Below are 23,545 nucleotides of genomic sequence, written 5' to 3'. Positions count from 1 at the left end.
GTTACCCTTTCACCGCGCCGAGCGACAGGCCTTCGACAAGGTAGCGCTGGGCGTAGAGTGCAAGTGCGAGCGTCGGCGTGACCGAAAGCACGATGGCCGCCGCGATCTGCCCGTATTGGATGCCCGATGAGGTGACGAAGGCAAGCGCGCCCACCGTCACCGGCTGCTTGTCGGCGGACGCCAGCACCAGCGCGAAGACGAAGTTGTTCCAGGCGAAGATGAAGGCAAGCAGGCCGGCGGCGGCAATGCCGGGACCGGCAAGCGGCAGCGCGATCTTGCGGAAGGTCGCAAGCCAGGAATGGCCGGCAATGCGATAGGCATATTCGACGTCGGCCGAGATGTCCTCGAAGTAGCCGCGCACGATCCAGAGGATCAGCGGCAGGCAGATCAGCTGGTAGACCCAGATCAGCCCGACATAGGTGTTGGAAAGGCCGAGCCACTGGAAATACTGCGTCAGCGGCAGCAGAACCAAGAGCGGCGGCGCGAAGCGGAAGGACAGAAGCGTGAACGCGATGTCTTCCGAACCCTTGAACTTGTGGCGCGCGAAGGCATAGGCCGCGGGCACGCCGAGCACCAGCGACACGGCGACCGACGCCACCGACAGGAAGATCGAGTTGCCGAGATTGCTCATGAAAGCGATGTCGAGCGTGCCGGCCGCCGTCTGCAGCTTGCCGGTGATCAGCGCCGCGTAATTCGAGAGCGTCGGCGAGAACACGATCGACGGCGGGATCGCCAGGATCGTCTCGTTCGTCTGGAACGACATCAGGAAGATCCAGAAGATCGGGAACATGAAGAAGACGACGACGAGCGTGAGGGCGAGACCGCGTAAGATCCGTTCGAGCGGAGACATGGTTTCCATTGGTCCCTCCTTTACGCTTCGCCGCGTGCGCGTTCGCGCAGCCGCAGCCAGTTTTTGATGAAGACGTTGGACAGCGTGTAGGTGATCGCCCAGAGAATGATCAGAAGCGCTGCCGAACGGCCGACATTGGTCGACTGGAAGAAGTTGAGATAGGCCTCGACCTGGAAGACGGTGAGCGTATTGCCGGGCCCGCCCTGCGTCATCGCGTAGATGATGTCGAACTGCTGGATACTGTCGAGCAACCGGAACAGCGTCGCCGTCAGGATATAGGGTGTGAGCATCGGAAGCGTGATGCGGAAGAAGACGAAGCTGCGCGGCACGCCGTCAAGGGCGGCGGCCTCGAAAGGCTGCGTCGGCAGAGAGCGCAGGCCTGCCAGGAGCAGGATCATGATGAAGGGCGTATAGACCCAGATGTCGACGAGCACTACGGTCAAGAGCGCCGTGTCCGGCGAGGACGCCCAGCGGAAATCATGCAGACCGATCAGGCTTGCAAGGTAGCTGAGGATACCGAAGCTCGGATTGGTCATCAGCTTCCACATCAGCGCCGCCAGCGCCGGCGCGATCATCAGCGGCAGAAGCAGCATGATCGAGATGAAGTTGTTGACCGTCGAGCGCCGCTGCAACAAGAGCGCGATGCCGAGCCCGAGCAGCAGTTCCAGCGTCACGGTGAGGCCGGCATAGAGCAGCGATACCTTGAGCGTGTTCCAGAAAGCCGGGTCGGTAAAGAAGTTGATGTAGTTTTCGCCCCAGTTGAACTGGCGCGCCCAGGGCTGGCTCAGCCTATAGCGCTGGAACGAATAGACCACCGCCGTGAAGAACGGGATGAGGATGCCGATGCAGACGAGCAGTGCCGGCAGGCTCAGCACATAGGGAAGCATCTTCCTGCTGATCCTGAAGCCGGAGGCTGGCCTCTTGAGGGTTTCTGTTGAAGCCATGTCGAGCTCCGTTCCTGAAGTCTTTAAAGAGCACGCGGCACGCGGGAGCCTTTCAGGCGCCGCGCCAGTTCCTCGGCATCTCAGGTTGATTTGCGCGCGACCTCAAGCGGATCGCCACAGGCCGACTGCCGCCGGCATCTCGGGATCCCCGGCGCCTGTCAGCGCCGGGGATCGCTTGGGAGGCCTATCAGCCGAGACCCGCTTCTTGGAGCTGGCGGTTGATGCTTTCTGCAAGCTGGTCGAGACCTTCGTCGACCGGCACCTGCTTGGCGACCATCTTCTGCAGCGTCGAGGCCCATTCGGTCGTCACGTCGAAGAACAGCGGCTGCGCGGTGAAGTGGATCTTGGCACCCGGCGCCGAAACGTCGTGCATTTCCACATAACCCGGATAGCTCTTGTTCAGCCGCTCGCGGAACATCTCGTCCTTCCACACCGAAGCGCGGACCGGGTTGACGAAGTCCATCTTCGTCGCGCCGAAGATCGCGTGCTCGAGCCCGGTCGCCCACTGCAGGAAGTACCAGGTCGCGTCCTTGTCCTTGGAGAAATTGGACATGGCGAGCGACCAGATCCAGATGTTCGGCGTCGGGGCGGAAGCTGCCGGGTTCGCGGCAAACGGCGCATAGGCAAGCTTGCCGGCCATCTTGTTGTCGCCGCCGTTCATGAAGTAGCCGAGGATGTCGGCGTCGTAGATCATGGCCGAGGCGCCGGCGCCGAGATCGGTGCCGACCTGATACCAGGTGTAGGTCGACCAGTCCTTCGGGCCGCTTTCCTGGATCATCGACACCCATTTGGCGTGGAAGGCCTTGGATTCGGCCGTGTTCATCGCCGCCGAAAGCTTGCCGTCGGCTGCAACGTTGAGGTCCTTCTGGCCGAAGTTGGCGTAACCCGAGAGGAAGCCCGGATGGATCGTCGCCCAGGAGCGGGAGCCGCGCACGCCGATGCCGTAGACACCGCCGCCGACATCCTTGGTGAGCTTGGCGGCAGCCGCTGAAAGCTCGTCGATGTTCTTCGGAACGGCAACGCCCGCCTTGTCGAACATGGCCTGGTTGAACGAGAGATTGTTCTGTTCGTAGCCCCACGGGATGCACCATTGCTTGGCGTCGTCGGAGCCGAGCGCCCCACCCGGCTGGCCGTTCCAGGCGCAGGAGTTCTTCACGCCCGGCAGGAAGTCGTCCCAGGCATATTGCGGGTTGGTCTTGGCCGGATCATTGATCCATTCCTTGAGGTCGGTGATCCAGCCGGCCGGGCCATAGGTCCAGGTCATGTAGGCGCCGGTCATGAAGGCATCGTATTCGGCCGAGCCCGACGACAGTGCCGCCGTCACCTTGTCGAAATAGACGTCTTCCGGGAAGACGTCATAGGTGACATCGATGCCGGTCAGATCCTTGAAGGTCTGCAGGTTGGCAATCATCGCATCGGCGTAAGGGTGCTTGTTCAAAAGCAGCTTCAGCTTCTTGCCGGAATGCGCCTTCCAGTCGAAATCGGCGGCGAGCGCCTGGGTCGACATCATGTTGAACAACGTGCCGGCCGTGCCGACGGTCAGGCCTGCAGCGCCCAATCCCTTGAGCATGCCGCGGCGGTCCACCTCCCCACGCAGGAATGCGCTGATGAGGTCCTTCTCCTTCTCGTACATCCGTCTTCTCCTCCGTTGCGGGTATGATTGCGACTGCCGGCTACCCCACCGGTATTCCTCCCTTTAGGGCCCTGAACGGCAGATCCTCCCTGCCCTTCGCATGGCCCCGAATGTCTCAGCGCTTCATGCGCCGTCGGCCGCAAGCGCCCGTGCCGTCCGCTCGTCGGTGATAAGCCCGCTCAGATGCCCGCTGCTAAGCACCGCCCGGATGGCCGGCACCTTGATCTTGCCGCCGGCAACCGCCACCGTGCGGCGGTTCTTCAGGTCCTCGCGGCTGAGCGTGAAGGTGCGGTCGGACAGCGTCGTCTCGATCGGCTTGCCGTCGCGGTCGAAGAAGTGGCCGAGCAACTCTCCCATCGCTCCGCCCTTCTGGATGTCCTCGATCTCGCTCGTCTCGATCATGCCGGTCGAAACCAGCGAGGCCTCGCGCACGGCGGTACCGATGCCGACCATCAGGAGGTCGGCGGTCTTGGCGAGATCGAAAACCTCGCGCACGCCGCGCTGGCTGAAGAGCACGTCGCGGTCCTCGACGGTGTTGGCAAAGAACGGCACCGGCATGACATAGGCCTCTGCCCCGGTGCGCTCGGCGAGCCGGTGGATCACGTCATGCGGGTTGGCCGAAAACTTGCGCGTCAGTCCGCCGAGAAGCGAGACGAAGCGGGTGTTGCCGCTGGCCATGCGCGGCAGGTATTCGACGCAGGCCGCGAGCGTGCGGCCATGGCCGACACCGACCAGCGCCGTCTCGCCGCGCTCGATCTCACGCTTCAGGAACTGCGCGCCGGAAATGCCGAGCGCCTTCAACGGCAGATCGTCGGAATCGAAGTCCGGTACCACCTCGCAGTAGTCGAGGCCGTAGCGCGCCGAGAGCGTCTGTTCGAGCTCGACGCATTCGGAGACTTCGCCGTCGATATAGACCTTCACCAGCCCTTCCTGGTTGGCCTTCATGATCAGCCGGTGGGCCTTGAGCGAGGTCAGCCCCAGTCGCTTGGCGACCTCCGCCTGGGTCAGGCCGCCGGCGTAATGCAGCCAGGCCGCCCGCGTCGCCATGCTGGTCTCGTCGTCACGAATGCCTGTCCCGCCGATCGTCATTGTTTCCCACCCGGCCCTTGTTGCGCTGCATGATATTTTTTGCACCGCGTGATATTTTTATCCGTTAATGAAAGAAATTTCATGGCGTGAAATTTTTGTCAATAGCGTTTGACAAATGAGCGATCACGTTTGCGAAGAGACGGTTGAACGGTTGCGGCGGCCGCACGCAGAAGCAGCGGCCGCAGGCAGGCGCCCGACGGCGTAGGCTCGTTAAAAGCGGAAAAGGGGCAACGCGGGCGGACAATCGAACCGCCCGTCAGCAGTGCAAGGATCGCAGAATTATTGCCCGAGGTTTCTCAGATAGAGCGACAGCAGCTGCGTCTGCGAGGAGATGCCGAGCTTGCGGTAGACGTTGCGGCGGTGGACCTTCACCGTGCCGGTGGAGATGCCGAGCCTGAGGCCGATCGATTCTGACGAATGGCCCTGCAGCACCAGTTCGATGATTGAGGCTTCCCGCTCCGTCAGATTGAGATGCTGCCAGACGCCGTCGGCCGGCGGGTGCGTCGCCTTGCGCTTGCTGCGCCCGGTTTTAGCCAGCGCCGCATCGAACCGGCGCCCGAGACCCGCCCAGTGGTGGCGCACCAGCGCCGAGACCAGCGGCTCGACCTTTTTCAGAAGCGCGAATTCCGTAGCACTGAAAGTCCCGGTCGCCTCGCGCCGCATCAGCGACAGCACCACGGTGATCTGCTCGTCTACGGGCACGAAAAAACCGACCTCTTCGGCAAGCCCCGTCTGCACATAATAGGTGCGATAGTATTCCGAGGAGAAGAACCGATCCGGCGCCAGCTCCCGCATCCGCCAGACGCCGGGTTTGCCCTTTATCGCCGCGTGATAGAACGGATCGAGCAGATAGGGCCCCGCCTGATAAAGGCTGACGAAGAGCACATGATCCCTAGCGTTGAAGGTGCTGTAGAGGTCGATCGGCCGTTCCTTGCCGCGATAGGCAAAGACAACCACGTAGTCGAAGGTCATCAGCGTCGACATCAGCTGGCGATAGGCGTTACCGACCGCCTCGTCCTCAAGCGGAGCGCCCGCCACCAGCGGCGCCATGACCTGAAAAAGTCCTTCGAGATCGACGCTCAAACCGCTCCCCCGGCCGATGCCCACAGCTTCAAGGGTATACTCCTCACACAGAGCGATCTGCGTTGAAATACCTCTCTCGGGGTATATACCGGCAGGGCGCGTGGTGACTAGGCTGCGTGTCAATGACGGTGGAGCGCCGGGGCGGGAGATTCCCGGCGACATCCGATAACAACCGCAGGGAACAGACGTGACATCCGCTTCGACGAACGACATCGAGTTCCGTTCGGTCGCCAAACGTTATGGCGCCGTGACGGCCGTTTCCGACATCAATCTTCAGGTGCCGCGCGGCGCCTTCATGGCGCTTCTCGGGCCGTCCGGCTGCGGCAAGACCACCTGCCTGCGCATGATCGGCGGCTTCGAGCAGCCGAGCGAAGGCACGGTCTTCATCAGCGGCGAGCCGATGAACGGCGTTGCCGCCTATCGCCGCCCGGTCAACATGGTGTTCCAGCACTATGCGCTGTTCCCCCATCTCGATGTCGAGGCCAACGTCTCCTACGGTCTGAGGCAGATGCGCCCGCGCATCGCCAGTTCAGAGATATCACGACGCGCCCAGGAGGCGCTGGAAATGGTGCGGCTCGGCGGTTTCGGCAAACGCCGCATCCACGAAATGTCCGGCGGCCAGCAGCAGCGTGTGGCGCTTGCCCGCGCCATCGTCAACAAGCCGAAGGTGCTTTTGCTCGACGAGCCCCTCGCCGCGCTCGACAAGAAGCTGCGCACCGCCATGCAGATCGAGCTGCAGACGCTGCAGCGCGAACTCGGCATCACCTTCGTGCTCGTCACCCACGACCAGGAGGAAGCGCTGTCGATGAGCGATTTCGTCTGTGTCATGAATGCCGGCCGCATCGTCCAGGTCGGACCGCCCCAGGAAATCTACGACCGCCCCGCCAGCCTCTTCGTCGCCGATTTCGTCGGCAAGACCAACCGCATCGATGCGACCGTCGACGGCGCCTCATCGCTCGTCCTTGCCAATGGCGCGCGCTTTTTTGCCCCCGCCGTCAACTGCACGAAAGGTGCGGCAACGGTGGCGCTGAGACCCGAGGCGATCCGGCTGACGCGCAATGGCGCAGCAAGCGTCGAAGCCTTGGCCGGCACCGTTACCCACCGGATCTTCCTGGGGTCCGCGGTCGAATACTCGGTCGCAGTCGACGGGCTGGGCGATTTCCTCGTCACGGCCGACCGCCGCACGCTTGGCGATGCCGAACTGGTCGAGCCCGGCGAAAAGGTCGGCCTCGCCTTCGATCCGAAGGCGTTGCACGTCTTTCCGGCCTGAAATCTCCCGGCCTCACCGCCGGTTCTGCCGCCTACGCATGAACGTCAAACGATAAAGGGAACAGCGTCATGAGCAAATGGTACAGAGAAAATGCCCCTATCACCGCCGATCAGCTCGCCGACGAACTGATGCGCCTGAAGCGCGGCTCGGTCACCCGCCGTCACTTCCTCGGCGTCACCGGCCTCGGCCTTGCGACCGCCGTTCTGGCGCGCCAGCCGGGCCTCTTCAATTCCACCGCCTTTGCCGGCGATCTCGGCACGCAGATGTCGATCGCCACCTGGCCGAACTACCATGACCCCGCCACCTTCGAGGCCTTCCAGGCGGCAACCGGCGTTGCCGTCGAGGTCAACGTCTTCGGCTCCAACGAAGAGATGCTGGCGAAGCTCCAGGCCGGCGGCACCGGCTGGGATCTCTTCGTTCCCACCAACTACACGATCTCGACCTATGTGAAGCTCGGGCTGATCGACGAACTCGATATGTCCAAGCTGCCGAACTACGACGCTGCAACCGAGACGGCGCGCTTCACCAACGAAGGTGTTGTCGACGGCAAGACCTATGCCGTGCCGAAGAACTGGGGCACGACCGGCATCGCGGTGAATTCGGCGAAGATCAAGAAACCGGTGACCAGCTGGAAGGACTTCTTCGAGATCGCCATGACCGAGGGCGACGGCCGCGCCATGGTGCATGATTATCAGCTCACCACCATCGGCAACGCGCTGGTGTCGCTCGGCTACTCCTTCAATTCGATCAAGCCGGACGAACTCGCCAAGGCCGAAGAGCTGCTGATCAAGGTGAAGCCGCATCTCTACGCCATCAACAGCGACTACCAGCCGTCGATGCGCGCGACCGATGCCTGGATGACCATGTGCTGGACCAACGACGGCGCCCAGCTCAACCGCGACATGCCGGAAATCCTGTTCACGCTCGGCAAGGACGGCGGCGAGATCTGGTCGGATTTCTACGCGATCCCGAAAAGTGCGGCCAACAAGGCCGCCGGCTATGCCCTACTCAACTATCTGATGGCGCCGGAAAACGCCATGAAGGAGCACATCGCCAACGGCGCGCCGACGACCGACAGCCGCGTCATGAAGCTGCTTCCGGTCGACGTGACCGGCAACAAGATCGTCTATCCGGACGAGGCCTCGCTGACCCCACTCGAATTCGGCGCCGCTGTCACCCTCACCGACCCCGGCCGCGCCGAACTGATGGCGCGCTTCAAGTCGGCTTGATCTCAGTTCGGACGCAGCGTTGAGAGGAAAGCGCCCCTCATCCGCCTGCCGGCACCTTCTCCCCGTTCTGACGGGGAGAAGGAACAAGCCGCAAGCTCCCTGCTCCCTCGCTTCTGCCGGAAGAGAGGGAGCGAGCAGGCGCCACAAATCCCCTTCGCCCCGCAAGCGGGGAGAAGGTGGCCGGCAGGCCGGATGAGGGGCAGAAACTCGAAATCGACTTTAACGGATACATTTTCATGACCGCGGCAACGAATACGAAGAGAAACCTGGTGACGGCGGCGCTGGTGGCGCCGGCTGCCGCCTGGCTGATGATCTTCCTCGTGCTGCCCTTCATCGCCATGCTGGTCTTCGCCTTCGGCGAGCGTGCACCGGAAGGCGGCTATCAGGCGGCCTTCACCTTCGCTCAGTTCGCCAACCTGCCGACACGCGCGGCCGCCTTCTGGAACACGTTGATCCTGGCACCGATCGGCGCGCTCGCCTGCCTGCTGATCGCCTATCCGGTCGCCTATTACCTCGCGGTCAGGGCGAACCCGCGCTACCGGCTGATCCTCGTATCGCTTGTCGTCGTGCCCTTCTGGACCAGCCTGCTCGTGCGCACCTATGCCTGGATGTACATCCTCGGTTCGCGCGGCATCCCGAACCTACTTTCGATGATCGGTATCGAGGACGTCAGGATGCTGAACACGCCGGGCGCCGTGCTGCTCGGCATCGTCTATGGCTACCTGCCGCTGATGATCATGCCCATTTACGTGAGCCTCGAAAAACTCGACCGCCGGCTGCTCGAAGCCTCGGCCGATCTCGGCGCCAAGCCTGTGTCGACCTTCTTCGGCGTCACCCTGCCGCTCTCCTTGCCGGGCGTGATGACGGGTGTCGCGCTGGTGACGATCCTGCTGCTCGGCGAATACCTGATCCCGCAGCTGCTCGGCGGCGGCAAGGTGTTCTTCATCGGCAACGCGCTGGTCGATCTCTTCCTGCAATCGCGAAACTGGCCCTTCGGCTCGGCGATCGCCGTCACGCTGGTTGCCGTCGTCGTGGTGATCCTGATGGTGGCCATGCGCATCGCCTTCCGCGTCGCCGGCACAAGACAGGTGGATCTCGTCTGATGCGCGCCTTCATCTCTTCCGTCTATCTCTTCCTCTACGCGCCGATCGCGCTGGTCGTGCTGTTCTCCTTCAACGCCGGCCGCAACGCCAGCGAGTTCACCGGGTTCTCGACCGCCTGGTATGGCAAGGCGCTTGGCAACACCTTCCTCGTCTCGGCGCTGCAGAACAGCCTGCTGATCGCCTTTACCAGCGCCACGCTCGCGGCGATCTTCGGCACGATGGCGGCGCTTGGCATGGAGCGCCTGGCGCCGCGCAACCGGGCAATCTTCGATGCGCTGTTCGCAGCGGCCATCGTCGTGCCCGGCGTCGTCATCGGCATCGCGACGCTGGTCGCCCTCGTCGCCGTCTTCTCCTTCGTCAACCCGGCGCTCGCCACCATCTGGCCGGGCGATCAGCCGCCGCAACTCGGTCTCGGTTATGGCTCGATCATCGCCGCCCATGGCCTGTTTTCCATGGCGCTGGTGACGATGATCGTGAAGGCGCGCATCGCGAGCCTTGGCCGCGACATCGTCGAGGCGTCGAGCGATCTCTACGCGACGCCGCTCACCACCTTCCGGCTGATCGTGCTGCCGCAGATCTTGCCGTCGATCCTCGCCGGTTTTCTTCTGGCCTTCACCTTCTCCTTCGACGATTTCATCATCGCCTTCTTCGTCGCAGGCTCGAAGACCACGCTGCCGATCTACGTCTTCGCCTCGATCCGCCGCGGCGTGACACCCGAGATCAACGCGATCGCGACGCTGGTGCTCGTCGCCTCGCTGCTTCTGATCCTGACAGCCCGCATCCTGATGCGGGAAAAGAAAACGAAATCCGGGGAGTGAAACCATGATCCTGAAAGACCGGGTCGCGATCGTGACCGGAGCCGGCTCCGGGATCGGTCAGGCGGGTGCGGCCATCATGGCGCGCGAGGGCGCCCATGTCGTCGTCGTCGACCGCAGCCTTGCGGCAGCAGCAACCGCCGTCGAGGCGATCGCTGAAAAGGGCGGCAGCGCCGAGGCGCTGGCGATCGACGTCACGGATGACGCAGCCCTTTCCGACGGCATCGCCGAAATCCTCTATCGCCACGGCCGCATCGACATCCTGCACAATCATGCCGGCGCCCAGGTCGCGGGCGATCTGGAAGAGGTCGAGGTCGCCGGCTTTGACCGCTCCTGGAACCTCAATGTGCGTGCCCATTTCATGGCGGCACGCCTCGTCATGCCGTCAATGCGCGCCGCCGGCCGCGGTGTCATCGTCAACACCTCGTCCTCGTCAGGTGTCCTCTACGACCGCGAGATGATCGCCTATACCACCACCAAACACGCCGTCATCGCCATGACCAAGCAGATGGCCGGCGACTACGCCCGCCACGGCATCCGCGTCAACGCGCTCTGCCCCGGCTGGGTCGACACGCCCTTCAACGAGCCCTTCATCGCGCAGATGGGCGGCCGCAGCGCAATCGAATCCTATATCCGGGAAAAGGTGCCGCTCGGCCGCTGGGCCAGTGTGGAAGAGATCGCCGAGTCGATCCTCTTCCTCGTCTCCGACCGCTCCTCCTACATGACCGGCCAGATCCTGGTGGTCGATGGCGGCGAGACGGTGGTGTGACCGTGTGCGTTGAAGTTGCATTCACCTGACGTCGCAACGGGCGGCGGCGCGCGCTCCCCACTGCCGTCCTGGCTTGGAGCGCTGCCCCTTCCACATTTCTGTGTGTCTGGAAGCACCTCCTCCCCCCTCATTTCTGTGCTCGTCACAGAAATTCAGCCACGGCGCGTCCGCGCCGTGAGTGACTCCGACCAAGACGCAAAGGCGTTCTTGGCGCCGCCGACGCGGCGCTGCTGGATTCCTGTGACAGGCACAGGAATGAGGTTGGCGAATTGGGAAGCCCGATCACGCCCCCGGAACCACGCCCCGACACGCCCAGGCGACCGCCGCAAAAGACCGCGGCCCATCCGGCTGGCCGGCCCGATAGGCGGCCTTGACCGCCGCATCGATCTTCGCCCGCTGGCCGGCATCAAGCGTCCCGATGTACTTGCCGAGCGGTCCCTCGCCGGCTGCGATCGGCTGCCAGAAATCGTCGAACGATAGATAATCCATCCGGATCATCAGCGACGTCTGCTCCACCTTTTCAAGACCATTGGCGGCAAAACTCTGCATCATCTCACCGGGCCGCATCATCGGCTGGGAGCAGTAGCGGCTGCGCACCTGTTCGGCATTCCCATCAAGCATCGCCGCCACATCGAGCACCATGCGCATGCCCGGCATGCCGCCGTAATGATCCCAGACGACGGCTGCAACCACGCCGCCCGGCCGCGTGACCCGGCGCATCTCGGCAATCGCCTTCCCCGCTTCCGGCACGAAATGCAGCACCAGCATCGCCAGTGCCCGGTCGCAGGACGCATCGGCAAAGGGAAGCGCGCAGGCGTCGGCCTGCTGGACCTTGATCCTGGGATCGCTGTTCGCCTTGATCGTCGCCTCGACGAAAACCGGTGAAAAATCGATCGCAACGATCTCGCTGAGATCGGCTGCATGCGGCAGCGCGAAGGTCAGGCTACCGGTACCGCAGCCGACGTCCAGCACCCGCTCGCCGTCGGCGAGCCCTGCGAAATCGATGAACAACGGTGCAAGCTGCCGGCTCCACCGGCCCATCAATTGTTCATAGCCGTCGGCACTCTGCACATTGAAGCTCGATGTCATGATCGCCTCCAGGCAGCAAAGGCGGCATATTAGCGCCTGGCGGGCGGGGTACCAAGGCATTCGATCGCAAAGCAGGCTCGGGGAGCGCCTCCTCTCCCTCATTTCCGTGCTTGCCACAGAAATCCAGCGGCGCTGCGTCGGCAGCGCCAGAGACTCTGGTTTTCAGCGCTATTCACGGCGCAGACGCGCCGTGGCTGGATCTCTGTGACAAGCACAGAGATGAGGGAGGGCCCATGCGGGCACCTCCCACTCCGACGCAAGCCCTACACCTTCACATGCCCAATGCCCTTGGCGGCGATCTCCTCGAAGCTTTCGTCATAGCCGGCATCGGCATAGCGGATCACGCCGAGCGAGGTGTCGTTGGTGAGCGCATGGTCAAGCCGTTCGTCGGCCTCGACCGTGCCGTCGGCGACCACAGTGACGCCGCAGCTCGTCATGTAGCCGGCGTAGCCGCCACCGCCCGAATGGACGACGACGAGGTCGGCCATCGACGAGCAGAGCAGCATGGCGTCGAGCAGTGGCCAGTCGGCGATCGCGTCCGAACCGTCCTTCATCCGCTCGGTCATGATGTTCGGATGCGCCATGGCGCCGGCGTCGAGATGGTCGCGCGAAAACGCGATCGGCCCCTTGAGTTCTCCTGCCGCCACCAGCTCGTTCACCCGCCGCGCCAGCGCCGTGCGTTCGCCGTGGCCGAGCCAGGCGATGCGTGCCGGCAGGCCCTCGAAGGGGATATGCTGGCGCGCAAGCCGGATCCAGTTGGTGATGATGCGGTTGTGCGGAAACATGTCGAGCAGCAGATCGTCGATCCGGGCGATGTCGCTCTCCTCGCCTGACAGCGCCATCCAGCGGAAGGGCCCGATGGCGCGGGCAAAGAGCGGGCGCAGATAGGCCTCGGTGAAGATCGGAATGTCGAAGGCATTGGCAACACCGCCCTCGCGCGCCTGGGTGCGGATCAGGTTGCCGTTGTCGAAGACTTCCGAGCCCTTCGCCTGGAAGTCGAGCATCGCCTTGACGTGCTCGACGATCGAGGCGCGGCTCGCTGCCATCAACTGCCCCTGGCCGTCGTCACGCAGCGACTTCACCTGGTCGAGGCTCATGCCCTTCGGCACATAGCCGTAGACGAGGTCGTGCGCCGAGGTCTGATCGGTCACCACGTCAGGCACGATGCCGCGCCGGGCGATCTCCGGATAGATCTCCGCCGCATTGCCGACAAGACCGACGGAGAGCGCCCGCTTTTCCTTCACCGCCGCGTCGATCATCGCCAGCGCCGCATCGAGATCGGGCGCGATCTCCTGGAGATAGCCGATCTCCCGGCGCTTCTTGGCCCGCTCCGCGTCGATGTCGACGCAGAGGATCGCAGCCCCCGCCATCCGACCCGCAAGCGGCTGCGCGCCCCCCATGCCGCCGAGCCCCGCCGTCAGCACGAAGCGGCCGGCGAGATCGCCGCCGAAGCGGCGCTCGGCGATGCGCATGAAGATCTCGTAGGTGCCCTGGATCACGCCCTGGCTGCCGATATATTGCCAGGCGCCGGCCGTCAGCCCGCCCCAGCAGATCAGCCCCTTGCGCTGCAATTCGTAAAACACCTCGGCCTTCGCCCATTGGCCGACGATGTTGCAATTGGCCATGATGACGAGCGGCGCCTTGGCATGGGTTTTGAGCAGCCCCACCGGCTTTCCCGACTGGATGATCAGCGTCTGGTCCTCGTCCATCTCGGTGAGCGTCTTGACGATGGCGCGATGCGCCGGCCAGTTGCGCGCCGCCTTGCCGAGGGCTGCATAGACGACGAGATTGTCCGGATCCTCGCCGACCGAAAGCACGTTTTCGAGCAGCCGCAACAGCGCCTCCTGCCGCCAGCCCTTGGTGCGCAGCTCCGGCCCGCCGGGAATGGGAAAACCAGGATGACGGGGATTGGCCTTGGGCATCGTCTCGTTCCTTGTTGTTGTTTCGGCGGGGCGGTTGCCCCAGACATTCACGGCGGCGGGAAGTCGCTGCCTCTCGTTTATGGCGGAGGCAGATCCCTGCTCCCTTGCATTGGTGACACGCGCAAGTCGCCGCCCCTCACGTCTGTGGCGGCGGGTGGCAACGGCCCCTCACCCTAGCCCTCTCCCCGCTCGCGGGGAGAGGGGATGCGTTGTGCTTGCCGCGCCGGCCCGTACCATCATGCAATTTTCCCGTCCCGCATTGGGCGAATGATTGGCCGGCGCTCGCCACACGCTCGACGTTGCTAGCGGCCACGTCCCCTCTCCCCGCCTGCGGGGAGAGGGTTAGGGTGAGGGGCAAACCTCGCGGTTCATCGGCGAGCCAAGCCAGCAATTCTCACTTCGGTGGCAACGTCTCGACGAACGCAAGCGCCCCATCAAGCAACCGCTTGCGCAGGGCATCGTCGCCATAGGCCTCCGCCCCTGCCCGCACCCAGCCGTGCATCGCCCGCCCGTTCATTACCATCAGCTCGATATCGGGCAGCGCAAGCGCCCAGCCGTCATTGCCCTTGCCGAGCCGGACGAGCAGCGAACCCTCGCGCGCGCCGAGCAGCAGGTTGCCGTGCAGCAGATAGGCCCAGCCGCCGAACATCGCCTTTTCCGAGAGCCCGGCGCGGTCGCCGAGCTCTTCGCGGATCAGCTCCTCCAGACCGGCATCGCGCGCCATCACTCTCTCCCGTCAGCTCCGGCCGGAAAGCGCGTAGCGGGCAAGCTCGATGCCCATGGCTTTCTCCACCGATGGATAGACCGTCGGGTCGAGCACGCTTGACGACAGCGGGATCACCGTCTTTGGCACATGCAGGACGAAGATCCTCATGCCCACCTGCAACTGGCCGACGCTCAAAGGTTCGCCCTCCGGCGACAGCGTGGTGATGACGTCGGGGAAGGTCGCAAGCCGCGTGCCTTCCGCAGAGTCAACCGCCATATACTCGTTCATCACGTGCAATACTGTTGAGTCAGCGCCCTTCCCCAGGGTCACTGTGCCGATGTCGAAGGCTTCCTTGGTATAGACGACGGATTTGTCGGTGATCGTGCCTTCGGCGAGCAACGCGCCGTTGGTGGTCTTGACGATGGCATCGATGATGGAACTGCCGCCCTTGGCTTCCGCCGCGATGATCGCCTCGCCGAGCTTGAGCGCCAGCGAAATGCCGCCGAGCGCCGCATTGTCCCTGACATACGATGCCCTGACCGGGTTGCGGCACGAAGCGATGAAGCCGCCGGACATGTCGGAGGCGGTGCGCAGGACCGGCGAGACCTTGGCGGTGGCGCCGCGCACGACCAGCTCGATGTAGCGGTTCTCCTCGCGATTTCCCCCGACGGCCGTCTGGATCATCGGCTCGGGCGACCCGGCAAGGCCGATCGAGCCCATGTCGCCGGTCGGATGGGCGCGGATGTCGCCGACCGCATCGACCACCTTGGTGCCGAGGATTGCCGAGGGCAGCCAGCCGTTGAGCGTCGAGGACTTACCGTTCTGGCCGATGATCAGGCCGGAAAGCTTCTCGCCAAGCGCCTCCTGCAAGAGCTGAACGGCCTTGACGTAGTCGACGCCGCGCATTTCCCACGGCGTGGTCGAAGCCGGCGCGCCGATCGCCGCTGCCGTCGCCACCCAGTCGTTGGCGTCGAGCTCGTCGATCGACACAAGCTCGGGCTTGCCGATCGATACCGCGGCGTAGCCGAGCATGCGGCCATGATCGGCCCAGCCGCCGCCGCCGGCGGCATAGACGGAGCCGCCCTTGACCGCTGCCTCGACGTCCTTTTCCTTCAGTATCCGGCCCATCTCACACCTTCTCCTGCAATTTCCTGTCGAGCCTCTTCACCGCATCGAAGAGCACGGCGGCGCCAAGCGCGATATCGTCGTTTTCCGCCCACTCCTCGGGCGCATGCGAGCGCCCACCGAGGCATGGAATGAAGATCATCGCCGAGCGGGTGATACGCCCCATCCAGGCGGTGTCGTGGCCGGCACCGGACGCCATGCGCCGGTGCTTGGCACCGATCGCCTCGCAGCTCTGTTCCAGCGTCGAAAGTAAGAGCGCATCGCCCGGCGTCGGGTGGTTGTCCGAGATCACATTGACAGGCGCGATCGTCACATCAGACGCCTCGGCGAGGCCCTGACACAAAGGCTGAAGCGTATCGAGGAACCGTTCCATCTGCGGCCGCAGTTCGGCGCGCGCGTCGATCAGCAACCGCACTTTTGACGGCACCACATTGGCCGCATTCGGCTCGATCGAGAACTCGCCGACCGTCGCGGTAAAGTGCCCGTCGCCTCGCGAAAACTCCGTCGCCAGCCTTTCGATTTCCAGCACCAGCCGGGAGGCTGCAACCAGCGCGTCGCGGCGATGCCCCATCGGCGTCGTGCCGGCGTGATCCGCCTGTCCCTCGACGATGATCTCGATGCGGGTAATGCCGGAAATCGCGGTGACGACGCCGATATCAAGCCGCCCGGTTTCGAGCACCGGCCCCTGCTCGATGTGCAGTTCGAGAAAGGCCTTGATGTCGGAGCGCTTCGAGCCGGAAAGCCTGGAGGGATCGCCGCCCACTTCGACGATGCCTTGCCTGAGGCTCAGATCTCCCTGCGTGCGGCTCAGCCAGCCATCCGGCAACACGCCTGCCATGCCCCGGCTGCCGACGCAGGACACGCCGAAGATCGACACTTCCTCCGCCAGGAAATCGACGATCTCCAGATCGTGGTCGAGCTCGATGCCGTTATCGGCAAGCGCACGCGCCACTTCGAGTGCGGCAGCGACGCCGGCAATGCCGTCGAAACGACCGCCATCCGGCACCGTGTCCGAGTGCGAGCCGAGCAGAATGGTGCCGAGCGCCGACTTTTTCCCCTTGCGGCGGCCGATGAGATTGCCGGCGGCATCGATGCGGGTCTCGAGACCTGCCGCGCGAAAGCGCCGGTCGAGAAAGGCGCGACCTTCGAGGAAAAGCGGCGTAAAGGCGCGGCGCGTATAGGGCCGGTCCGGTTCGGTAATCCCCGAGAGGCCGTTGACGATACCGGCGATGCGGGCAGCATTGACGGGCAGATTGGCCGGAACCTTGTTTGGGGCAGACTTACTCATCACGCCTCCTGCAGCGTCAGCGTCGGCAGCGGCCGAACGAATTGGCCACCGCCCGGTTCGGCAAGAACCTGGCGGCCATCGAAGGCAAGCCTGCCCCGCAGATAGGTGGCAGCCACCCGCCAGGGCAGTCGGATGCCATTATAGGGCGACCAGCCGACGACGTTGTGACCGCTTTCCGCGGCATCATAGACATAGGGTTCCGGCGTCATGACGATGATATCGGCATCTTTGCCCGGCTCCAGCGCCCCTTTTTGGTGGTCGAGGCGGAAGTGCCGGGCCGGGTTCAGCGTCATCAGTTCGGCTGCGCGCGTCAAGGAAATGCCACGCTCCAGCGCGCCCTTGACGAAGAGCGGCACCATGACTTCGAGCCCAGGCACGCCGGACGAATTGGCCAGCATGTCCGGATTGGTCTTTCGGTCTTCCGACCAGCTGACGTGATCGGTCGAGACCATGGTCACCGTGCCGTCGGCCACGTGCCGCCAGAGCTTTTCCACCTCGGCGCGCGGCCGGATCGGCGGGTTGATCTTCGCCTTGCCGCCGAGGCGGCGGACATCGTTTTCCTCGTCGAGCGTCAGGTAGTGGATGCAGCACTCGATCGTCGCCTTGTGGCCTTGTGCCCTGTACGCGGCGGCGATTTCGTAGCCGCGGCCAAGCGAGCAATGCACCACATGGGCCGGGCAGCCGGTGGCCGCCCCCGTCTCATAGATCTGGTTGGTGGCAAGCAGTTCGGTCAGCGGCGGGCGCGACAGACCGTGGGCGCGGTAGTCGGTAATCCCTTGCGCCTTGACCTTGTCGATCGCCGCACGCACCGCTTCGTCGTCCTCATTGTGGACGCCCGCGGCTAGCCCCGTCGGCGCGATCGCGCGGAAGCAGTCTTCGAGCAGCGCTGCCGGAATGCGGGGAAAGCGTTTTGGATCGGTGCCGAAGGTCGAGAATTTGAAGGCGGCGACGCCTGCCTCCACCATTTCGAGAATGCGCGCCGGCCCCTCCTCCGGATCGACGGTGCCATAGAGCGCGAAATCGACGCGTGCCTGCGGGCTCGCGTGATCGATCTTGCGGCGAAGGGCTTCCGCCGAGCAGACGAGATTGCCCTCGTCATAGGGCATGTCGACAATGGTGGTGACGCCGCCGGCTGCCGCCGAGCGGGTCGACCAGAGGAAATCCTCCTGGTTCTTCTGCGACAGCGAATGCACCTGCGCGTCGACCGCACCCGGCAGGATCAGCGCCTCTCCGAGATCGTGCCGCTCGCGCGCAGCCGGTGCCACGCCCTGGCCGACATGCACCACCTTGCCGTCGCGAACCGCGACATGGCCGCCCTCGACGATCCCTTGGGGGAGAACAACGGTGCCTTTCAGAACGAGATCGAAATCGGACATGCTGCTCTCCCAGTCTGATTATTTGTCGAGCGCGAAGAAGTCGTCGAATTCCGGCATCGGCGCGGTCGCAACGAAGGAGCGCAGAAGATCGTGGCAGGTAAACGCATCCTGCAGCGCCTCGATCTCCTTCGAGAGCGGCCGGTCCTTGAGATACATGGGGCTCACCGAGCGCGTCTGGTCATAGGCGCGCTTGACGATCCCCTGCGGCTGGTCGCCGACGAGATCGATCGCCTGGGCCGAAAGCATCGCCTCGATCGCGGCAAGCTGGCGGAGATCCCGTACCTGCGTTTCCATGCGCTCGACGATCAGCGGCAGGAACGTCGCCTCCTCTTCGAGACCGCCCGCGACCACGATCGACTGGGCCGAGAGCGGCACCGCGAGCGACTGCACGCGCATGTAAAGTTCGACCGCAAGCTTCATCAGCGGCCCGAGCCCGGTCGCGACCTCGCCCGGCGCCACCAGGTTGACCGAAAGATTGCGGCGTCCGCCGTTGGAAAGAAGGATGCAGCGGTTCAAGACGTTGCGCGCCGCATGGGAAAAGGCGATCTGCGCCGCCTCGATGTAGAGCGTCGTCGTCAGCGGCAGCGATGCGCCGGAAGAATGCACCTGGCCACCGATCACGACCGGATTGTCGTCGGAGAGATAGGTCTGCTCCACCAGCCGCCCGGCGGCGACCAGCAGCGTATCGACCACGGCGCCGAAGACCTGGGCGGTCATGCGCAGGCTCAAGGGATCGTGGATCGCCGTCGGCACCGGCCAGTCGGAGATACCGGATTGGCCATAGAGCCAGGAGCCGACCACCGCCTCGCCGCGGGTCGAGAGCGTCGCCGCCACCCGCCAGGGATCGGCAGACGCCCCGAGCGCTTGGGACGACATGACCCCGGTGACGAGCAGCACGCGGATGGCCGAAGCCGCCTCGCGCAGCACGTCGGCGGCAGCGGCAAAGGCGATGGCGTTGACGCTGAGGGCCGCCAGCGCGTCGCGCGGCTGCATGACGAACGGCTTGAGCCCCGCTTCGGCAAGCGCCGTATCGGCCGAAACGAGACGCCCCTGGTAATAGGCCTCGCCGACACCTGTCAGCACCGAGGCGATCTGGCCCATCAGCCCGATATCGGCGCATCCCATCGAGCCGTGGCGGCGCACCGCCGGAATGATATCGTGTTCGCTGAGTGCCAGAAACGCCCGGATCAGGTCCGGGCTGCAGCCGGTGTGGCCCCGCATCGCCGTGTTGACACGGATGGCGATCGCCATGCGTACGATCGCCGGCGCAAAGAATTCGCCGGTGCCGAAGTGATGCGCGCGCACCAGAGAATTGTTGAATTCGGCAAGGTCGTCGGCCGTCCAGAGCCGATCCTTCATCGAGCCGACGCCGGTGTTGGAGCCATAGACGGGAAGCCCCATCGCGACGCGGTCGGCAACCACCTTGTGGGCCGCCGCCACGCGTTCCATGCCGCCGTCGTCCGCCACCGGTCGCGCCCTTCCCGCGCCGATGTCCTCGAGTGTCGCGAAATCCAGCGGTTTCCCGCAGAGAACGATGGTCTTGACCTGGTGCAGCATGCCGATAGGGATCCTCCCGCGCTGGATCGCCCCGGGTTCGAAGCGCTGCGCGGATGCTCTGATGTCTCGCAACCGACGCTCGAAAATGCCGGGGTGCTCCATGCATGCTATGCGCTTATCGCGCATCCATGCTATATCCCAAATCCAGAACGGGTGATGCAGATTTCAGAACGCGCCAGATGCAGGTGCCGCGTCCGGGGACATGTGAATGGATATGGCGACGATCACTTTGGTCGATGCAGTGCTTCGCGAAGGTGGTGTTCGCCGCGCCGCATCCCTTTGCGGCCGGGCACCGTCGAGCGTCAGCGCCGCGGTCAAGCGATTCGAACAGGCGATCTCCATGCCACTCTTCCGCCGGGAAGAAACAGCGCTGGTGGTGACGCTCGAAGCGCGCGCGCGCGCCGTCGACGTCGAAGAGGCAACCGGCAAGATCACCGCCATCCTGGAAGGCGTCGGGCGGGAGGCGAGCGCCCCCATACCGCCGATCGGTCTCGTCGCGCTCGACCGCTTCGTCCGCATCGCCCGCTCCGGCAGCATCCGCGCCACGGCAAAGGCGCTCGGCCTCGGCCAGCCGCAGCTGACGCGGCAGATGGCGGATCTCGAACGCCATCTCGGTACCAGGCTGTTCGAGCGCTCCCATGGTGGGGTCCTCTGTACGCCAATGGCTGAGCGGATCATTCCCCTCAGCGAGGCCCTGCTCGATATCTGGGCGCGGCTGACCCACGCCTCTGCCGACCGCTTTCGCCGCGACGTCGCCACCTGGCGGCTCGGCGCCGTCATGCCGCTCGGCCCGGAAAGCGAGATCGCCCGCATGCTCGCGGCCCTGACGGCGAACTGGCACCGAAGCCGGCCGCGCCAGCCGCTGTACATTTCCAGCACGACGGCCGACGAACTTCTGGCCGGTCTGCGCAGCCGCCGCTTCGATGCCGCCCTGCTCGATGTCGCCGAGATCCCCCTGGATTGCGACGGCCGGCTGGTGTCGCAGACGCCGCTGGTGCTCGCCGGCCCGGCCTCCGCCCTTTCCGAGCACGGCGGAGACCTGCCGCGGCTGCTTGCTGCCTGCCCGATCGCGGTGCCGAGCGTCCGCAGCGGCCTGCGCCGCGAGGCCGCCCGCTTTCTCGACGATACGCTTGATGAAACCGAACGGCGGCGCGTCACCCTGGTCGAGGTCGATTCCATCCCTGTCATCATCAACCTCGTTCGCCAGCACGGCTATCTCTCGGTGCTGCCGCATTCCTCGCTCGCTCGCGTGCACCTCCCGCCGGCCATGATCCGGCTCGGTCCGGCCTATCGGCAATCGCTCACCCTCGTCTGGCCGCGCGGCGCCTTTGCCGGGGAGATCGGAGAACTGATGATCTCGATGATGAAAAGAGCGGGCGCGCAGACATGATGGGTTGGGAAGTAGACAGTGCTCAGCACAACGCTCCCGTATCTGGAGCATCTCCGCTACCCTCATTCCTGTGCTCGTCACAGGAATCCAGTCGACGCGCGTCGGCGCGGCGGAAGGACTCTTTTCAGCCCAAGGACTTGGGCTGACTGGATTCCTGTGACAAGCACAGGAATGAGGGAGGAAGAGACTGTCGCGGGCCAAAGCCACAAAGCTCTGTGTCCGGCGTACCAGAATCGGAATCAATTCCTGATCATCCGCCACCAACCGCCTGAAACGACTCCGAAAACTCCCCGTTGAATCAACACATGAAGCGCCGCCTCAGCTCTTCAGCTTCAGCCGCCTGCGTGTCTCGCTCGGGCTTTCGCGATAATGGGCACGGTAGCTGCGCGAGAAGGAAGACGACGAATTGAAGCCGGAGATGGCGGCGATGTCGGCGAATTCCATGCGCGTCTCGATCACCTTGCGCCGGGCGGCGTTCAGCCGAAGCGCCAGATAGTGTTCGTGCGGCGCCACCCCCATCGTATCGCGAAAGAGATCCTGCAAATGGCGGGTGCTGACGCCGATGCGGCGGGCGAGTCTGGCGAGCGTCAGCGGCAACTCCACCGTTTCCTCCATCAGCTTGACGGCAGCGCCCACGCGCGGATCGAGGATGCGCATGTTGCCGATCGCCGGCATTTGCAGGAGATCGCCGCGGGTGCGCTCCTGCTCGTAGATGAAGAGGCGCGAGACCTCCAGCGCCAGCGAATAGCCATGCACCCGACGGATCAATTCGAGCATCAGGTCGAGCGTCGGCAGCGAGCCGCCCGTCGTGATGCGCTTGCCGTCGATGACGAAGCGCTCGCGCACCATCGTCACCTGCGGATAGGTGGTGGTGAAATCCTCGAAATCCTCCCAATGGGTGGTCGCCTTGAAATTGTCGAGCAGGCTGGTCTCGGCAAGCAGCCAGGAACCCGATTCGATCCCCGCCATCAGCTCTCGGTGCCGGGCCGTCTGCGAAAGCAGCATCTTCAGCTGCGAGGTGGCGCTGCGCTCCCAGTTGTAGCTCGAGAGGATGAACAGCGGCGCTGTCTCGCGCTGCGGCCGGAAGGCGCCTGACACTGGGATGGGAATTCCGCTCTTCGTCTCGATCGGCGTGCCATCCGGGCTGTAGATCGCCCAGTCATAGAGCGGTCGCCCGGCGATACGGTTGGCGGCGCGCATCGGCTCGATGACCGAGGCGACGAGGATCAGATTGGTCTCCGGCAGCACCAGGATATCGACGTGCTGCACCTGCGAAACGTTCTGATCCATGCCCCAACTTCTCCGCCCTGTCGCCGATAATGTATAGGATGCAGCCGATAATGAAAAGCAATGTGGTCGTTCTTGGATCGTAATGGGGTCAATAAAAGGGAGACAGCAATGCCGCTCAGCATGAACCGCGAGGTATTCATCACCTGCGCCGTCACCGGCTCGGGAGACACCGTTTCAAAGTCCAGCCACGTTCCGATCACGCCGAAGCAGATCGCCGAAGCGGCGGTCGAGGCAGCCAGGGCCGGCGCTGCCGTGATCCACTGCCACGTTCGCGATCCGGAAACCGGCGCGCCGTCCCGCAGGCTCGATCTCTACCGGGAAGTGACCGACCGTATCCGCTCCGCCGATATCGACATCGTCCTGAACCTGACCGCCGGCATGGGCGGCGATCTGGTGTTCGGCAATGTCGAGAAGCCCCTGCCCGTCAACGAGAAGGGCACCGACATGGCCGGCGCCACCGAGCGCGTCGCCCATGTCGCCGAATGTCTGCCCGAGATCTGCACGCTCGACTGCGGCACCATGAACTTCTCGCTCGGCGACTACGTCATGACGAACACGCCGTCGATGCTGCGCGAAATGGCCCGCCAGATGACGGCGCTCGGCGTGCGCCCCGAGATCGAAGCCTTCGATACCGGCCATCTCTGGTTTGCCAAGCAACTCGTCGAGGAAGGCCTGATCGAGGATCCGGTGCTGATCCAGCTCTGCATGGGCATTCCGTGGGGCGCGCCCGATGACCTCAACACCTTCATGGCCATGGTCAACAACGTTCCCGCCAACTGGACCTTCTCGGCCTTCTCCATCGGCCGCAATGCGCTTGCCTATCCGGCAGCGGCGGTTCTCGCCGGCGGCAACGTCCGCGTCGGCCTTGAAGACAACCTCTATATCGGCAAGGGCCAGCTCGCCACCAACGGCCGGCTCGTCGAAAAGGCGGTCGGCGTCATCGAGGGCATGGGCGCCAAGATCATCGGACCGAAAGAGGTCCGCGAGAAACTGAAGCTGACGAAGCGCTGAGCAGGG

20 protein-coding genes are annotated in these 23,545 nt (G+C 64.3%); 7 read left to right on the top strand and 13 right to left on the bottom strand.

Annotation, left to right across the window (positions count from 1 at the left end; genetic code table 11):
• Nucleotide 1: 1 nt before the first annotated feature.
• The 5 genes from C1A35_RS03695 to C1A35_RS03675 form a co-directional block, all read right to left on the bottom strand.
• Nucleotides 2–859 (bottom strand): carbohydrate ABC transporter permease, encoded by an 858-nt coding sequence (locus C1A35_RS03695; RefSeq protein ID WP_104663012.1) that lies wholly within the window; start codon nt 857–859, stop codon nt 2–4.
• 11 nt (nt 860–870) lie between these two features.
• Nucleotides 871–1,794, bottom strand: a complete 924-nt coding sequence (locus tag C1A35_RS03690; RefSeq protein WP_104663011.1) for a carbohydrate ABC transporter permease — start codon at nt 1,792–1,794, stop codon at nt 871–873.
• Nucleotides 1,795–1,981: 187 nt separating this feature from the next.
• Nucleotides 1,982–3,427, bottom strand: coding sequence for an ABC transporter substrate-binding protein (locus C1A35_RS03685; RefSeq protein ID WP_104663010.1), 1,446 nt, complete (start codon nt 3,425–3,427; stop codon nt 1,982–1,984).
• A gap of 123 nt (nt 3,428–3,550) precedes the next feature.
• Nucleotides 3,551–4,516, bottom strand: a complete 966-nt coding sequence (locus C1A35_RS03680; RefSeq protein ID WP_104663009.1) for a sugar-binding transcriptional regulator — start codon at nt 4,514–4,516, stop codon at nt 3,551–3,553.
• A gap of 279 nt (nt 4,517–4,795) precedes the next feature.
• On the bottom strand, nt 4,796–5,566 hold the full coding sequence (locus C1A35_RS03675) for a helix-turn-helix transcriptional regulator (RefSeq protein WP_440271497.1): 771 nt from the start codon (nt 5,564–5,566) through the stop codon (nt 4,796–4,798).
• Between the two features lie 220 nt (nt 5,567–5,786).
• On the opposite strand from C1A35_RS03675, the gene C1A35_RS03670 reads away from it, so the two are divergent.
• From C1A35_RS03670 to C1A35_RS03650, 5 genes are all read left to right on the top strand, one after another.
• Nucleotides 5,787–6,869 carry an ABC transporter ATP-binding protein gene (locus C1A35_RS03670; protein WP_104663008.1) on the top strand — a complete coding sequence of 361 codons (1,083 nt, stop codon included), beginning with the start codon at nt 5,787–5,789 and terminating at the stop codon, nt 6,867–6,869.
• A 68-nt stretch (nt 6,870–6,937) separates the two neighbouring features.
• Nucleotides 6,938–8,098, top strand: coding sequence for a polyamine ABC transporter substrate-binding protein (locus tag C1A35_RS03665; protein ID WP_104663007.1), 1,161 nt, complete (start codon nt 6,938–6,940; stop codon nt 8,096–8,098).
• A 236-nt stretch (nt 8,099–8,334) separates the two neighbouring features.
• A complete protein-coding gene (locus tag C1A35_RS03660) occupies nt 8,335–9,201 on the top strand; it encodes an ABC transporter permease (protein ID WP_104663422.1) in 867 nt (288 codons plus the stop codon).
• On the top strand, nt 9,201–10,019 hold the full coding sequence (locus C1A35_RS03655) for an ABC transporter permease (protein WP_104663006.1): 819 nt from the start codon (nt 9,201–9,203) through the stop codon (nt 10,017–10,019). The genes C1A35_RS03660 and C1A35_RS03655 overlap by 1 nt, the downstream gene beginning before the upstream one ends.
• A gap of 4 nt (nt 10,020–10,023) precedes the next feature.
• Nucleotides 10,024–10,785 (top strand): SDR family NAD(P)-dependent oxidoreductase, encoded by a 762-nt coding sequence (locus tag C1A35_RS03650; RefSeq protein WP_104663005.1) that lies wholly within the window; start codon nt 10,024–10,026, stop codon nt 10,783–10,785.
• A 282-nt stretch (nt 10,786–11,067) separates the two neighbouring features.
• Here C1A35_RS03650 and C1A35_RS03645 read toward each other — a convergent pair whose 3' ends face one another.
• The 7 genes from C1A35_RS03645 to C1A35_RS03610 all read right to left on the bottom strand — a co-directional run bounded on the left by C1A35_RS03645 (nt 11,068) and on the right by C1A35_RS03610 (nt 19,848).
• Nucleotides 11,068–11,874 (bottom strand): class I SAM-dependent methyltransferase, encoded by an 807-nt coding sequence (locus C1A35_RS03645; protein ID WP_104663004.1) that lies wholly within the window; start codon nt 11,872–11,874, stop codon nt 11,068–11,070.
• A gap of 263 nt (nt 11,875–12,137) precedes the next feature.
• Entirely contained in the window at nt 12,138–13,796 is a 1,659-nt protein-coding gene (locus C1A35_RS03640; RefSeq protein WP_104663003.1) for a urocanate hydratase, read from the bottom strand.
• A 394-nt stretch (nt 13,797–14,190) separates the two neighbouring features.
• A complete protein-coding gene (locus tag C1A35_RS03630) occupies nt 14,191–14,520 on the bottom strand; it encodes a TfoX/Sxy family protein (RefSeq protein WP_104663001.1) in 330 nt (109 codons plus the stop codon).
• Between the two features lie 12 nt (nt 14,521–14,532).
• Nucleotides 14,533–15,630, bottom strand: a complete 1,098-nt coding sequence (locus C1A35_RS03625; RefSeq protein WP_104663000.1) for a DUF917 domain-containing protein — start codon at nt 15,628–15,630, stop codon at nt 14,533–14,535.
• Nucleotide 15,631: 1 nt separating this feature from the next.
• A complete protein-coding gene (locus C1A35_RS03620) occupies nt 15,632–16,915 on the bottom strand; it encodes a Zn-dependent hydrolase (RefSeq protein ID WP_104662999.1) in 1,284 nt (427 codons plus the stop codon).
• On the bottom strand, nt 16,915–18,291 hold the full coding sequence (locus tag C1A35_RS03615; RefSeq protein WP_104662998.1) for a dihydroorotase: 1,377 nt from the start codon (nt 18,289–18,291) through the stop codon (nt 16,915–16,917). Before C1A35_RS03615 ends, C1A35_RS03620 begins: the two co-directional genes overlap by 1 nt.
• A gap of 18 nt (nt 18,292–18,309) precedes the next feature.
• Complete coding sequence (locus tag C1A35_RS03610) at nt 18,310–19,848, bottom strand: aromatic amino acid lyase (protein WP_104662997.1); 1,539 nt, start codon at nt 19,846–19,848, stop codon at nt 18,310–18,312.
• A gap of 208 nt (nt 19,849–20,056) precedes the next feature.
• Between C1A35_RS03610 and C1A35_RS03605 the strand changes: the two genes are divergently transcribed.
• On the top strand, nt 20,057–21,238 hold the full coding sequence (locus C1A35_RS03605; protein WP_104662996.1) for a LysR family transcriptional regulator: 1,182 nt from the start codon (nt 20,057–20,059) through the stop codon (nt 21,236–21,238).
• Between the two features lie 318 nt (nt 21,239–21,556).
• Here the strand turns inward: C1A35_RS03605 and C1A35_RS03595 are convergent, their stop codons facing one another.
• Nucleotides 21,557–22,528: a GlxA family transcriptional regulator gene (locus tag C1A35_RS03595; RefSeq protein WP_104662995.1), complete on the bottom strand. Its 972-nt coding sequence runs from the start codon at nt 22,526–22,528 to the stop codon at nt 21,557–21,559.
• Nucleotides 22,529–22,636: 108 nt separating this feature from the next.
• Here C1A35_RS03595 and C1A35_RS03590 point away from each other — a divergent pair, with 108 nt between their 5' ends.
• On the top strand, nt 22,637–23,539 hold the full coding sequence (locus C1A35_RS03590; protein ID WP_104662994.1) for a 3-keto-5-aminohexanoate cleavage protein: 903 nt from the start codon (nt 22,637–22,639) through the stop codon (nt 23,537–23,539).
• Nucleotides 23,540–23,545 lie beyond the last annotated feature (6 nt).

It is taken from the genome of Ensifer adhaerens, assembly GCF_002940685.1.
GTDB classification, from domain to species: Bacteria; Pseudomonadota; Alphaproteobacteria; order Rhizobiales; family Rhizobiaceae; genus Ensifer; species Ensifer adhaerens_E.
This window is presented reverse-complemented; position numbering and strand designations above follow the sequence as displayed.